We start from the raw sequence: 13,660 nt of genomic DNA on the forward strand, positions 1-13,660 counted from the left end.
CCTGACCGGCACGAAGTAACCATCCTTGGGAGTGATTTGGCAGGTCATACCTAGGGATGAGACAGCAACTCCTCCACCGAGACCACGCCATGAGTAAGGGCGTAGAGCACAGCATGCACGCGGTCGCGCGAGCCGGTTTTCGTCAAGATATGGCGTACGTGGGTCTTGACCGTGGCCATGGAGACAAACTCGCATTCCGCGATTTCGGTATTCGAATACCCCAGTGCCATTAGCTTGAGGACGTCCAGCTCGCGTGGCGTGAGATCTTCAGCCGGAGGGGCGGTAGCTGCTGCCGCAACGGGGGTGGCATGTGAATCGGGCTGTGACGCGGACTGCTCGCTGCGCAATTGCTGCAGTACCTGTGCGGTAATGCGCGGTGAAAGGACGGCCTCGCCGGAATGTACGGTGCGAATGGCGGCGAGGAGTTCCTCCGGTTCGACGTCTTTGAGCAGGAATCCGGAAGCCCCGGCGGAAATCGCGCCATGGACAAAGTTCTGATCATCGAAGGTGGTAAGCATAATGACCTGGGTCTCCGGAAACTCTGGCAGCAGCCTTTCGGTGGCGGCGATGCCGTTGACGCGGGCCATCTGGACATCCATGAGCACAATATCGGCAGGCTGCGCGCGGGCGAGGTCGAGGACTTCATCGCCATCGGATGCCTGCCAGGCAACGTCCAAATCCTCTTGGGAACCGAGGAGCATGGCGAACCCAGCGCGCACGAGGGGCTGGTCATCAACCAGGCCGATACGGATGGGGCCAGCAGGCGCAGCTGTTGGCTGCTCAGAGTTAGTCATTGGGTACCTCCACGGTAATCAAGAAGTGTCCATCCTCAGTACGGGTAGCAACGCTGCCGCCATAGGCCCTAACGCGCTCGCTCATCCCGATGAGCCCGTAACCGGGCTCGTGATTGTCCGGCGTGCGTGCGGCCGGGTTATCGGCGCTCAATACTAGGCCGCTTCCAGTAGAGCGAAAGCGCAGCACTCCCCTTTTATCGCGGGAATGCTTGAGCATATTGGTCAAAATTTCTTGCACCACGCGGTAGACGGTGAACTGATAGAGCTCGTCGCTTTCGGTCGGCAGGTCCTCCAGCCCGTGCACGGTGATATCGAAGCCGCTGCGGCGGGCTTCCGAAATAAGGCCGGCAATATCGCTCGCGCCAGGCGCCTTGGTATCGGCGCGGGAATCGCCATCTCGCAGCACAGAGAGCAATCCGCGCATCTGCTTGAGGGAATCGCGGGAGGTAGAGGCGATGGTTTCTAAGGCTTCTGTGGCCGCTGCAGGATTTTTGGCAGCGGCGAACCGGGCGCCGTCAGCAAGAGCGATAACGCCCGCCAAGTTATGCGCCACGATGTCATGCATCTCGCGGGCAATGCGGTTGCGCTCTACCGCGCCGGCCATTTCCGCGCGCTCTTTCAGCAGTTGCTGGTCTTCGCGCTTTTTGCGGTCATTGGTGCCTAGCAAGAAGAAAAAGCCCATAACGGGCCACGCGATGATGACGACGGAGGCGAAGGCAGGAAGCGGGCCAACAGTGGTGTCTTCGAGGCCAAAATCGATGCCGCTGATGATCCTCCGGCCGTATAGGTCCGCTGCGGTGGCCGCCAAGGAGCCTAAGGCAATCCACCCTATCCAGATTCGCTGTAGTCGTTTGGGTGAATGTGCGCCTATCAGAAATACGCAGTAAGCCAAAGGGAAAAAGTGAGCGTTGCCCATTGCAGCAAGCGGGGTAAAGATGCACACCGTTAGCGTGATAGCAGTGAACCCGATGGCATATTCCCTGAGCTTGGGGTGTAGCCAGAGTGCTAGTGGAATACCGACTGCATAAACTACGAGAACCAGCTCCTGGAAAAGCGAGGTTCTATCAATAACACCTTCTGCCGCCGGCACCGAAGAACTCCAGAAAAACAGCGGAATGATAATTCTCCACGGTGGGCCTACCCACGCGCGAAGTGCATCGGGCCATAGCTTCTTCATGGCTTTCTAGGCTAGCGCAGGCTCTAGGCCATAGTCCTCATCCCTGGGGCTGACTAGACTGGCGGGCATGCACCACGAGTTCTTTGAGGTTGATGTTTTTGCCACGGGTGCCTTTAACGGCAATGCCTTGGCGGTGATTGCGGGCGCCGATGGCCTTAGTACCGAGCAGATGCAGGCGATCGCGAACTGGACCAACTTTTCTGAAACCACCTTCTTGCTCGAGCCTAGCGACGCCCGCGCGGACTACCGCGTGCGCATTTTCACCCCGTACGAAGAGTTTAATTTTGCCGGCCACCCCACCTTGGGCAGCGCTGCCGCGTGGCGGGCACTAGGCAATCAGCCACGGGAAGAGGGACGCATCGTCCAAGAATGCGGCGTGGGCTTGGTAACCGTCCGCCAAGAGGGCGAAGTCTTTTCCTTTGCTACCCCGCCGCTGCGCCGCGAAGAACCGCTGAGCCCGGCGGAGCTGAAGGAGACCTGCGCTGGGCTGGGGCTAGATAGCGCGGATATTGTGGACCATGGCTGGGTGGACAATGGCCCGGGCTGGCGCCTGCTTCAATTGCGCGATGCCGCGGCGGTGCGCGCGGTGAAGCCTCAGGCCGAGCGCCCCAAGGTCGGCGTTGTGGGTCTTAATCCCAACGCCGCAGAGAGCGAGCCGGCCTATGAGCTGCGGGCCTTTACCACCCAATTCGAAGACCCAGTCACCGGTTCTTTCAACGGCGGCGCCGCGCAGTTTATGCGCTCGCGCAACTTGGTGCCGGCGCGCTATACCGCAACACAAGGCAGCCAGATTGGCCGGGCAGGCGAAGTTTTTATCAACGATGACGGCACGGATATTTGGGTGGGCGGTCGCGCCCAGATTCGCGTGCGCGGAACACTGGAGGTTTAGGTGCAGCTACACCACGATTTTGCCCAGAAGCTTCCCCACTTGGTTCGCCCCACCGAGGGCGAGGAGCAGCCGAACCCAGAGATGGTCATACTCAACGAGGAACTGGCCAGGCAATTGGGCCTTGACCCGAGCTGGCTGCGCTCCTCCGAGGGCATAGATTTCCTTACCGGCCGCGCGGGCGGCCACGCCATGGCCTATTCCGGCTTCCAATTTGGTGCGTTTAACCCGCAAATGGGAGACGGCAGGGCCATGCTCTTGGGCGAGGTGGAAAAGGACGGGCGGATGTGGGATCTCCATGCCAAGGGAACTGGGCTTACTCCCTTTTCCCGCCTCGGGTCCGATGGCCGTGGAACGCTGTCTTCCATGTTGCGCGAGTACCTAGTCTCTGAGGCTATGCATGCCTTGGGTGTTCCCACCACCCGGGCGCTGGCGGTTATTTCCACCGGACGGCCCATTCAGCGCGGGCACGTGCAACCGGCCGGCATTGTGGTACGCGTAGCGGCCAGCCATATCCGCGTCGGCACTTTCCATCTTGCCGCGCAGACGGATTACACCCGACAGTTGGCCGACTATGCCATTGCGCGCCACTACCCTGGAGCGGACTACCAGGAGTTTTTCACCCAGGTGATGGATGCGCAGATCCGCACCGTGTCCCACTGGATGCGCTTGGGCTTTATTCACGGCGTGATGAATACGGATAACACCACCATCTCTGGCGAGACCATTGACTATGGCCCCTGTGCCTTTATGGAGGCCTATTCGCCATCAACGGTCTTTTCCAGCATCGATAGGCAGGGCCGTTATGCCTTTGGCAATCAGCCCTCCATTCTGGGATGGAACCTGGCCCGCTTGGCGGAATCCCTCCTGCCGCTTTTTGATATGGACATGAATAAGGCCATGGACTTTGCCCAAGAATCCATCAACGGCTTTAGCGACCGCTTTGAGCACCAGCACAGGGCAGATTTGGCACAGGCTTTGGATACCTCTCGAGAGGTCGCTTCTTCTTATGCGGCTGCCATGCAGCTCAATGGCCCAGATATCACGCTGGCTCACCGCGCTCTTGCCGACACCGCCGCGGGCCACCCCACCCACGCCCGCGAGCTCTTTGCCAAGGGAGACTTCTTGGATGACTACCTTGCGTCCTCGCCCGATCCTTCCCGCGTCGATAACGCCATGCCGAGGGTGATCCCGCGCAACCTCGCCGTAGAATCCGCGCTGGATGCTGCCGAACGCGGGGAGTTGGGCCCGTATCAGGCGCTCCTCCACGCGGTCACCCACCCGTGGGAGCCCAACCCAGCGTTCGAATCGCCGGATCCTAATGGTCTCGAGGGCTACCTGACCTACTGCGGCACCTAGGGCTGCCATTACCGGCCTAGGACGCACGAAACCCCCGCACCGCCAACGTGGCGGCGCGGGGGCGCGTAGGGAGGAAAGCTAGCTGTTAGCGGTCCAGCTTCAGGGTCTTCTGGGTGTACTCCCACATTTCGTCGTACAGCTTCTCATCGTTGCGCAGCTTGATGCCATAAGACGGAACCATCTCGCGGATCTTGTCTGCCCAATCAATCATGTGCTCGCCGAAGCAACGCTCCAGCAGCTCCAGCATGACGGCCGGGGCAATGGATGCACCCGGGGAAGCGCCGAGCAGGCCGGCGATATTGCCCTCCTGGTTATTCACCAAGGTGGTGCCGAACTCGAGGGAGCCGAACTGCGGAGCACCGGCAGGCTTAATCACCTGGACGCGCTGGCCAGCGATAACGGTCTCCCAGTCGCTTTCCTTTGCTTCCGGTACGTACTCGCGCAGGGCTTCCACGCGGTCCGAGAAGCTCTTGCGCACCTCATCCACCAGGTACTTGGTTAGGCCGAACTCCTGCACGGCAACGCCGAGGTAAGAGGTGATGTTGTCTGGGCGGATGGACTTAAACAGGTCCAGGTAGGTGCCCTTCTTCAGGAACTTCGGGCTCCAGCCACCGTAAGGACCGAAAAGCAGGCCCTTCTCGCCGTCGATAACGCGGGTATCCAGGTGCGGCACGGACATTGGCGGCGCGCCCACAGCAGCCTTGCCGTAGACCTTTGCCTGGTGCTGCTCGATAAGCTCCGGGTTCTTGGAGCGCAGCCACAGACCGGATACTGGGAAGCCTGCGTAACCGGCAACTTCCTTCACCTTTGCCTTGCGCAGCAGATCCAAGGCGTAACCGCCGGCACCAACGAAGACGAACTTTGCCTTAACTACGGTGATGTCGCCGGTGTGCTTGTTCTTGGAGTACACCTTCCACGCGGAGCCATCACGCTTGATGTCGATGACCTCATGTCCATAGCGGATCTCGGTGCCGGAAGCCTTAGCTGCGGTCAGGAACTGCTTGGTCAGCGCGCCAAAGTTGACGTCGGTACCAGCGTCGGTCCAAGAAATGGCCACCTTATTGGAGAAGTCACGGCCCTTCGCCATCAGCGGCAGCTTCTCAGCAAAGTCGGAATCGTCTGCGGAGAACTGCATGCCCGGGAACATGTGCTTCTCGCTCAGCACATCATAGCGGCGCTTGAGGTAATCTACCTGGATTTCGCCCTGTGCGAAGGACACATGCGGAACCGGATTAATGAATTCGCTCGGGTCGGTGAGAATACCGTTGTTGAGCTGGTGGGACCAGAACTGGCGAGACTTCTGGAACTTCTCGTTGATGCCCAGAGCCTTGGAGATATCAATGCGGCCGTTCTTCTCCGGGGTGTAGTTCAGCTCGCACAGTGCGGAGTGGCCGGTACCGGCGTTATTCCACGGGGAGGAGGACTCCAATGCGGGGCCATCGAGGCGCTCAAAGACCATTTGGGTCCAGCTGGGCTCCAACTCGCGGAGCATAGCACCCAGGGTGGCGCTCATGATGCCAGCACCGATTAGTGCTACATCGACCTCGTCTACAACCTGTGCTGTCTTCTTAGCGGAGGACACTGTGTTATTACCTCTTCGAATTGAAAATAGATATCCATCGGCGCGGTCTACGCCTTGGTTTTTACCGCTTAGCGCCCCGCGCCACCATCGTTGCACTATGACAACCTGGCGGTGCGTCACGCATTAAGGCCTTACTCTACGCTTTTCTCATCCAATTTGGGATTTCTCCCCCAGACCAGTGGCGAAAATGTGGGAATTTCCGCCCCACTATTTACACCCCACCGGCAACACCATAAATTCTTCATTGCACCTAGAATCGAGGCATGGTTACACACTCCCCGGTATGGGGCCCAGACAAACTTGGCCCTGACTATGAAGCTGCCACCATTGACTTGGGTACAGACCCCGATGGCGAGGGCGACGTGGTCACCACGCTGGTGCACTACGCGCCGAAGCACGCGGGTGGTACTGCACGTGAGTCAGCCGCCCCGTCACGCCCGGCGCTGGTGTGGCTACACGGCATGACCGATTATTTCTTCCACACCCACGTAGCCGAGCACTTTGCCGCCGAAGGTTATGACTTTTATGCCATCGATCTGCGCAAGTGCGGCCGCTCGCGCCGCTCGGGCCAGTCGTGGCACTATGCTTCGGACTTGGCGCTGTACTTTACAGACCTCACCGCCGCACTTGATGCGATCCCCAATGATGAGGTCATCTTCATCGCCCACTCCACCGGTGGCTTGATCGCCCCGCTGTGGATGGATCATCTGCGCCGAACCGACCAAGAACGCCACCAGCGCTTGGCGGGCCTCATCCTGAATAGTCCGTGGCTCGACATGATGGGCGTACCCGGCCAAGTTCTCACCCCCCTCAAGCCATTGCTCTATGCGCTAGGCCGCAAGGCTCCCATGATTCCCCTGCCTGGTGGCAACCTCACTGCTTACGGCGAGTCCGTACACCGAGACTTTTACGGCGACTGGGATTTTGATCTTCGCTTTAAGCCATTGGCCGGCCATAAAAAATATGTCGGCTGGATAGCCGCGGTATTCCATGGCTTTGACGCTATCCACAGCGGCCGCGTTGATGCTGGCATCCCCATCTTGACGCTGCAGTCCACTCGCACCCAATTGGGTCAGCCCTACTCCGACAGCGTGAACCACGCAGATGTCATCATCGACGTTGCGCAAACGCGGCGCTGGGCAAAGGAACTTAGCGCCCACTACACCTTGCACCCCATCAAGGGCGCTAGGCACGATGTGTTCCTATCGCTTCCGGACCCGCTGCAAGAAGCTTTTGACGCCTGTGACGAGTGGCTTCCCACCGTCCTAGATACCCCACAATCTACTCACTAAATCATCCCCTATATATAAGGAATAAACGTGACTACTTCACACCAGTCCCACACGCCCACTGCCGAGGAACATTTTGACCTCATCATCATCGGCACCGGTTCCGGAAACTCCATCCCTAGCCCGGATTTTGATGACCAGAAAATCGCCATCATTGAAAAGGGCACCTTCGGCGGCACCTGTCTCAACGTAGGCTGCATTCCCACCAAGATGTATGTCTATGCCGCCGATATTGCACTAGCGGCGCGCGAGGCCGGCCGGCTGGGCCTTGATGCTCAGGTCACTAGCGTGGATTGGGGCTCCATCGTGGACCGGGTCTTTACCAACCGCATCGACCAGATTGCCCAGGGCGGCGAGCAGTACCGCCGCGGTGAAGAAACCCCGAATATCACCGTGTTTGATGAGCACGCTCGTTTTGTCGGCCCGAAGACCATTCAGACCGGCGAGCATGTCATCAGCGGCGACCAGATCGTCATTGCCACCGGCTCCCGTCCGGCGATTCCGGAGGTCTATGCCAACTCGGGCGTGAAGTACTACACCAATGAAGACATCATGCGCATGGACCACCAGCCAGAAAGCCTCATTGTGGTAGGCGGTGGCTATATCGCCATGGAGTTTTCCCATGTCTTTGACGGCCTCGGCACCCAGGTGACCGTGGTCAATCGCTCCGAGACCTTGCTGCGCCACTTGGATGATGACCTGTCCAGCCGCTTCAACCAGATTGCGCGCGATCGCTTCGACGTGCGCATAGCCAATGGCACCAAGCTCGAAAAGACCGACAATGGAGTGCGGTTGGAGCTCGACAACGGTGACTCCGTGGAAGCAGAAGCGATTCTAGTTGCTACTGGGCGCACCCCCAATGGCGACCAGATGGATGTGGACAAGGCTGGCATTGAGCTACTTGCCGACGGCCGAATTGCCACCGATGAATTTGGCCGCACCGCCGCCGAGGGTGTTTGGGCGCTTGGCGATGTCTCTTCTCCATATATGCTCAAGCACGTAGCCAATGCGGAGACCCGCGCCGTGCAGCACAACCTGCTCCACCCAGAAGATCTCCGCCCACTGCCCCACGACAATGTCCCCGCCGCCATCTTTACCCACCCACAAATCGCCACAGTGGGCCTTACTGAAAAGCTGGCACGTCAGAAGGGCTTCGACATCACCGTCAAAGTTCAAAACTTTGGCGACGTTGCCTACGGCTGGGCTATGGAAGATACCACTGGCATCTGCAAGCTGGTAGCAGACCGCGGGACTGGACAGCTTCTCGGCGCTCACCTCATGGGCCCACAGGCCTCTACCTTGATCCAGCAATTGATTACCGCGATGGCCTACAAGTTGGACATGCGGGAGTTTACTCGCAACCAATATTGGATCCACCCTGCGCTGCCAGAAGTAGTGGAAAATGCCCTTTTGGGACTGGAGTGGAATAAGTGAACTGTTACGTGATCCTTCTCACATCCTTCCAGTTTATTCCCAGGTTTTAGGGCGTTTTCCCACTTCACGCCAAGGAAGGGCCATTCACAATTTCAGGAAAATTATCACCATAAAGGGCCCAAATTAATTTAATCGCTGACATTCCAGTCTTTGACGCGCAAAAGGACGGGAGTTTTACTGAATTCACTCGAAATACCGGCCCAAACCAATAGGCACATGTCATCGCTTTTACTAATTCTGCCAGATTCTCAATTGCACTTTGGTTCCCCCACTGCAAGACATTGCTTATACCCCTAAAAGTAATTTTGAAATATCCAACCTCGATATAGCTACCGCAGTCTCCGTCGCATTCGGCAACACCGCCATTGCCTCCGCTGGCGTGACCGTTTGCCCCAAGTGGAGCAGATCATTTGGGGCAGGCTAACCATTTCAAGACAGAAAAGACAGCAAAACTCAATCCGGACAACTACTCCCCTTCCCTGCAATCTAGGGTTTACAATTAGCTCGAGGGCAACGAGCGGTTAAAGGCGTTGGCGTCATTGGCTCCTCCAAGGACTTTTCCGCGATCCTGCGTGGGCAAATGGTCTTCCAGGGCTAGCGCCGTACAGGCATCAGCAGTCTGCGTGATGACATGATCAGCCCAGCTTTTCGTCCACTCTTAGTAGTCAAGAAGTTCAATGCTGGAGACTTCGAGTGCGCGTCTTTGTCCTCCAAAATCGGATCTACAGCTAGCGAAGGCCTCGCAAGTGACCGGCAACTGCCACCTGCACCAAGTGGATACCGAGCCGTGTTCTACGCCCGTACTTCTCGGCCGAAACTCCACAATTCGAAGATATGACCGGAGATGATAACTTCGCCGTAACAACGGATCTATCCACAAGTTCTGGGCACAATCCTCCGCTAATTGCTGGCGACATGTTGGGGCTAGAAAGCTAAGGCTTACAAGCGGTTGCATCCTTAGAAGGAGACCCTTTTACTATGAGCCTGTTCACTACTTAGGGCGGGTTGGCTTCCACAAGGCGTCGGCAAGCATGTGCAAGGCCGCCTCCACTTCCCTGCCGAGGGTCGTGTGGAGGCGGCCTTTGTGAAATAGTTTTAGTCCTCGTCGGGGACGGTGAGGATTTCGTTGCCATCCTCGGTAATGACAAGGGTGTGCTCAAACTGGGCGGTGAACTTGCCGTCGGTGTTTTGGACGGTCCAGTCATCATCCCAGATCTCATAATCCAAGGAGCCGAGGTTAATCATCGGCTCTACAGTCAGTGTCATACCAGGCTCAAGGATGTCGCGGTACACGGTCGAGTCATGGTGCAGGACAACAAGACCGTTGTGGAAGGTTGGGCCAACGCCGTGGCCGGTGAAATCGCGCACGACGTTGTAGCCGAAGCGCTTGGCATAAGACTCAATTACACGACCGATGACGTTAATCTCGCGGCCAGGCTTTGCAGCCTTGATGCCGCGCATGGTGGCCTCCTTGGTGCGCTCTACCAGCAGGCGGTGTTCCTCGGAGACGTTGCCGGCAAGGAAGGTAGCGTTATTATCACCGTGGACGCCATTCTTATAAGCGGTGATATCGATATTGACGATGTCGCCATCCTCAATCACCGTGGTATCCGGGATGCCGTGGCAAACAATCTCATTGAGGGATACACAGCTGGACTTGGGGAAGCCGCGGTAGCCCAGCGTAGACGGGTAAGCGCCGTGGTCGCACATGTACTCGTGCGCGACGCGGTCTACATAATCGGTAGCTACGCCCGGCTGCACGGCCTTGCCGGCTTCCTTGAGGGCGTTGGCAGCAATCTTACATGCCTCACGCATCTTCTCAATGACCTCAGGAGACTGGACGTAGGGCTCACCAATGCCCTCTTGTACCTCGTCCTTCCACACGTACTCCGGTCGCTCAATGCTCTCCGGCACGGTGAGGATCGGAGTGGGCTTGCCTGGCTTTAGCTTTCCTCGATTACTCATGGTTTCCCATGGTAGTCCTCTGCGCCCATAATGCAGCAGCCGGGGTCACGAGGGCAGGCGGGGTTTCTACCCTTCGGCCGGCGGAGCCGCACCCTCGTGCGGACCGGAGCGGTAGTCATCGACCTTCTGCAAGAAATTGCTGGTGATATTGACCGAAGCATCGGAGCCGCCGCCCAAGACCACGAGGGTGGCAAAGGCAATATCGTCTTCTTCGCGGTAGCCGGTAAACCAGGCGTGCGAGCCTTCGTTGATCTCGGCCTCACCGGTCTTGCCGTAAATCGTGCCGCCAGCCGCCATGCTGCGGGCGGTACCGTTGGTGACCACTTGGCGCATCATGCTGCGCACATTGTCCAGCACGGGCTTTGAAATCTGCTGCGGCTTATCGGAGGCTTTGGTCTCATGGCCTTCAATCAGCGTAGGTGTTGGCGTTTTGCCATTGGCAACCGTTGCGGAGACAAGCGCCATGCCGAAAGGGCTAGCCAAGTCATAGCCCTGGCCATAACCGGATTCGGTGCGCTCCAGTGGTTCTTTGCCCTCCGGAATGGAACCGGTAATGGTAGTAAGGCCTGGGATATCGTATTCCACGCCGAAGCCAAACTTCTTTCCCATGTCTTTCAACTCACCAGGCTTAAGCTTGGTGGAAATATCCGCGAAGGTAGTGTTGCACGATTGTGCAAAGGCTTGGCTGAGCGGAACGCTGCCTAGGGCGAAGGCATTGTAGTTGGTCACCACGCGGCCAAAGATGTCCATGGTGCCAGGGCACGGAACGATGGTATCGGTATTAAGCCCCTGCTTTTCTACGCCGGCCGCGGCGGTGAGAATCTTAAACACCGAGCCCGGAGGGTACTGGCCTTGGAGGGCTACGTCGCCGTCTTCATCGGCTTTTTCGGTTTGGGCGACGGCCAAGATATCGCCATTGGAGGGACGGATGGCTACGAGCATAGCCTGGGAGTCTGCGCGCTCATTGACCGCCTCTTGCGCGGCCCGCTGCACGTCGTAGTCCAGACCTACCTTGATCGATGGCGCCGCATCAGGGTCGTGCTTTTCCACATCAGAGAGTGCTGCGCCATTCTCATTGACCACAGAAATGGACCAGCCGGTTTGGCCATCGACCTCATCTTGGACCGCGGATCGCACGCGCGACATCAGATCGGGTGCCAGGCCACGGTCGCGGGTGACTAGAGCCGGTTCTTCATTGAGGCGCACGCCGTCCATGCCTTCCACCTTGGGGCGCACAGCCTTGGCTTGATCCTCCGTAAACATGGTGACGGAAAAGGAGCCGTCTGCATCCTCCAACTTTTTGGCCAGATCCTTGGCATCCATCTCTGCAATGGAGTCATCCTGGCGGTGAGCGGCAGCTAGTGCGCCGCTGATCTTGGAAGCGGTGGGACGCACATCATCCAGCGAGCTGGTATCTACCACCAGCCGGTAGTTCAGCCCCGGGCTCATCAGTTCCACTCCATTGGAAGACACCACGCTGGCGCGCTCTGCTTCCAGTGCGCGCAGTTCCAGGTGCTGATTTGCTCCCAGGTCGGGGTGGATAAGGCTCGGCTTCCACCGCACCGTCCACTCATCCTCAGTCTTGGTCAGCGTCATCTGCGTGTCATAGCTCAAGGTACGTTCCTTGGGCAGGTCCCAGGTGACCTTGTAGTTGGCCGTGGCGAGGTTCTCATCTTGGTCCACGCCTTCAAGCTCAATGTCGAGCCCCTCGGCCTGCAGGCCGGAGTAGGTGGCATCGAGGGCGGAGGTGGCGTCGGAGGGGGCGTCGGTAAGCGCGGCTAAACCGTCATTATTGCGGGACTCCATCCCCTGGAGGAATTCTTCTGCGACCGGTTCCGCAGAGACCGGCTTCGGTGTACAGGCAACCACGCTGGTGGAGGCGAGCGTGATAGTTGCAACCAGCGCGACCAACTTCTTCATGTCTTGGCACTCTAGCAGCGCAAGCGCCAAAAAAGACTGCCCCACACCGAAGTGCGGGGCAGTCTGCTCAAAGTGGGTAAATTACTGGGTTACGCGAACCTCAGCCTTGGCGCCTTCCACGGCTTCCATACCCTGCTCATCGGCAATGCGCATGGCCTCTTCAATGAGGGTTTCCACAATCTTGTCCTCCGGCACGGTGCGAACGACCTCGCCCTTAACAAAGATCTGGCCCTTGCCATTGCCGGAGGCAACGCCGAGGTCGGCATCGCGGGCCTCGCCTGGGCCATTGACAACGCAACCCATCACGGCAACGCGCAGCGGGAACTCCATGCCCTCCAAGCCGGCGGTAACTTCCTCCGCCAGCTTGTAAACGTCCACCTGGGCGCGGCCACAGGACGGGCAGGAAACGATTTCCAGTTTGCGCGGGCGCAGGTTGAGCGACTGCAGAATCTGGTCGCCCACCTTGATTTCCTCTACCGGCGGAGCGGACAAGGACACGCGAATAGTATCGCCAATGCCCTCTGCCAGCAGTGCGCCGAAGGCAACCGAAGACTTGATGGTACCCATGAACTTCGGACCGGCCTCGGTCACGCCGAGGTGCAGCGGGTAATCAGTCTTTTCCGCCAGCTGGCGGTAGGCCTCCACCATCAAAACCGGATCGGAGTGCTTAACGGAAATAGCGATATCGCCATAACCGTGCTCCTCAAAGAGGCCAGCCTCCCAGATAGCAGACTCGACGAGTGCTTCCGGGGTGGCCTTGCCGTATTTTTCCAGCAGGCGCTTGTCCAAGGAGCCACCATTCACGCCGATGCGAATGGGAATGCCGGCATCGCCGGCTGCCTTAGCAACTTCCTTTACGCGACCGTCAAACTCGCGGATATTGCCCGGGTTCACGCGGATGGCGGCGCAGCCAGCGTCGATGGCCTGGAAGATGTACTTAGGCTGGAAGTGGATATCCGCAATAACCGGGATCGGGGACTTCTTGGCAATGGCCGGAAGTGCCTCCGCATCAACAGGCTTAGGGCAAGCCACGCGCACGATATCGCAGCCGGAAGCCGTCAGCTGCGCGATCTGCTGCAGCGTGCCGTTAATGTCGTGCGTCTTGGTATTGGTCATCGACTGCACCGAGATGGGTGAGTCAGAGCCGACGCCGACCGGGCCCACCTGCAGCTGACGAGTCTTGCGGCGCGGGTGCAGGACTGGTGGTGGGCCGTCTGGGATTCCTAGACCGATGGGGGTCGACATGAATTCTCC

10 protein-coding genes are annotated in these 13,660 nt (G+C 58.5%); 4 read left to right on the forward strand and 6 right to left on the reverse strand.

The annotated features are described in order from the left end of the window. Positions 1-50 precede the first annotated feature (50 nt). Positions 51-794 carry a response regulator gene (locus QP915_RS03930; RefSeq protein ID WP_284768149.1) on the reverse strand — a complete coding sequence of 248 codons (744 nt, stop codon included), beginning with the start codon at positions 792-794 and terminating at the stop codon, positions 51-53. Continuing rightward, entirely contained in the window at positions 787-1,971 is a 1,185-nt protein-coding gene (locus QP915_RS03935) for a sensor histidine kinase (protein ID WP_284768151.1), read from the reverse strand. The genes QP915_RS03930 and QP915_RS03935 overlap by 8 nt, the downstream gene beginning before the upstream one ends. Before the next feature lie 67 nt (positions 1,972-2,038). Here QP915_RS03935 and QP915_RS03940 point away from each other — a divergent pair, with 67 nt between their 5' ends. Both QP915_RS03940 and QP915_RS03945 read left to right on the forward strand, forming a co-directional pair. Continuing rightward, positions 2,039-2,860, forward strand: a complete 822-nt coding sequence (locus tag QP915_RS03940) for a PhzF family phenazine biosynthesis protein (protein ID WP_284768153.1) — start codon at positions 2,039-2,041, stop codon at positions 2,858-2,860. Continuing rightward, on the forward strand, positions 2,861-4,216 hold the full coding sequence (locus QP915_RS03945; protein ID WP_284768154.1) for a protein adenylyltransferase SelO: 1,356 nt from the start codon (positions 2,861-2,863) through the stop codon (positions 4,214-4,216). 85 nt (positions 4,217-4,301) lie between these two features. Here QP915_RS03945 and mqo read toward each other — a convergent pair whose 3' ends face one another. Continuing rightward, positions 4,302-5,798 carry a malate dehydrogenase (quinone) gene (gene mqo, locus QP915_RS03950; protein WP_005325195.1) on the reverse strand — a complete coding sequence of 499 codons (1,497 nt, stop codon included), beginning with the start codon at positions 5,796-5,798 and terminating at the stop codon, positions 4,302-4,304. A gap of 263 nt (positions 5,799-6,061) precedes the next feature. Here mqo and QP915_RS03955 point away from each other — a divergent pair, with 263 nt between their 5' ends. Together QP915_RS03955 and mtr are read left to right on the forward strand one after the other, a co-directional pair. Beyond that, positions 6,062-7,090, forward strand: coding sequence for an alpha/beta hydrolase (locus tag QP915_RS03955; RefSeq protein ID WP_284768156.1), 1,029 nt, complete (start codon positions 6,062-6,064; stop codon positions 7,088-7,090). Between the two features lie 27 nt (positions 7,091-7,117). Then, positions 7,118-8,521, forward strand: a complete 1,404-nt coding sequence (gene mtr / locus QP915_RS03960; protein WP_284768157.1) for a mycothione reductase — start codon at positions 7,118-7,120, stop codon at positions 8,519-8,521. 1,095 nt (positions 8,522-9,616) lie between these two features. Here mtr and map read toward each other — a convergent pair. The 3 genes from map to ispG form a co-directional block, all read right to left on the reverse strand. Then, complete coding sequence (map, locus tag QP915_RS03965; RefSeq protein WP_284768159.1) at positions 9,617-10,486, reverse strand: type I methionyl aminopeptidase; 870 nt, start codon at positions 10,484-10,486, stop codon at positions 9,617-9,619. Between the two features lie 66 nt (positions 10,487-10,552). After that, positions 10,553-12,406 carry a penicillin-binding transpeptidase domain-containing protein gene (locus QP915_RS03970; protein ID WP_284768160.1) on the reverse strand — a complete coding sequence of 618 codons (1,854 nt, stop codon included), beginning with the start codon at positions 12,404-12,406 and terminating at the stop codon, positions 10,553-10,555. A gap of 81 nt (positions 12,407-12,487) precedes the next feature. Further along, the gene (gene ispG, locus QP915_RS03975) at positions 12,488-13,651 is read right to left on the reverse strand and encodes a flavodoxin-dependent (E)-4-hydroxy-3-methylbut-2-enyl-diphosphate synthase (protein WP_269953086.1); all 1,164 of its coding nucleotides are present in this window, start codon (positions 13,649-13,651) and stop codon (positions 12,488-12,490) included. Positions 13,652-13,660 lie beyond the last annotated feature (9 nt).

It is taken from the genome of Corynebacterium sp. MSK158 (genome assembly GCF_030229085.1).
GTDB lineage: Bacteria > Actinomycetota > Actinomycetes > Mycobacteriales > Mycobacteriaceae > Corynebacterium.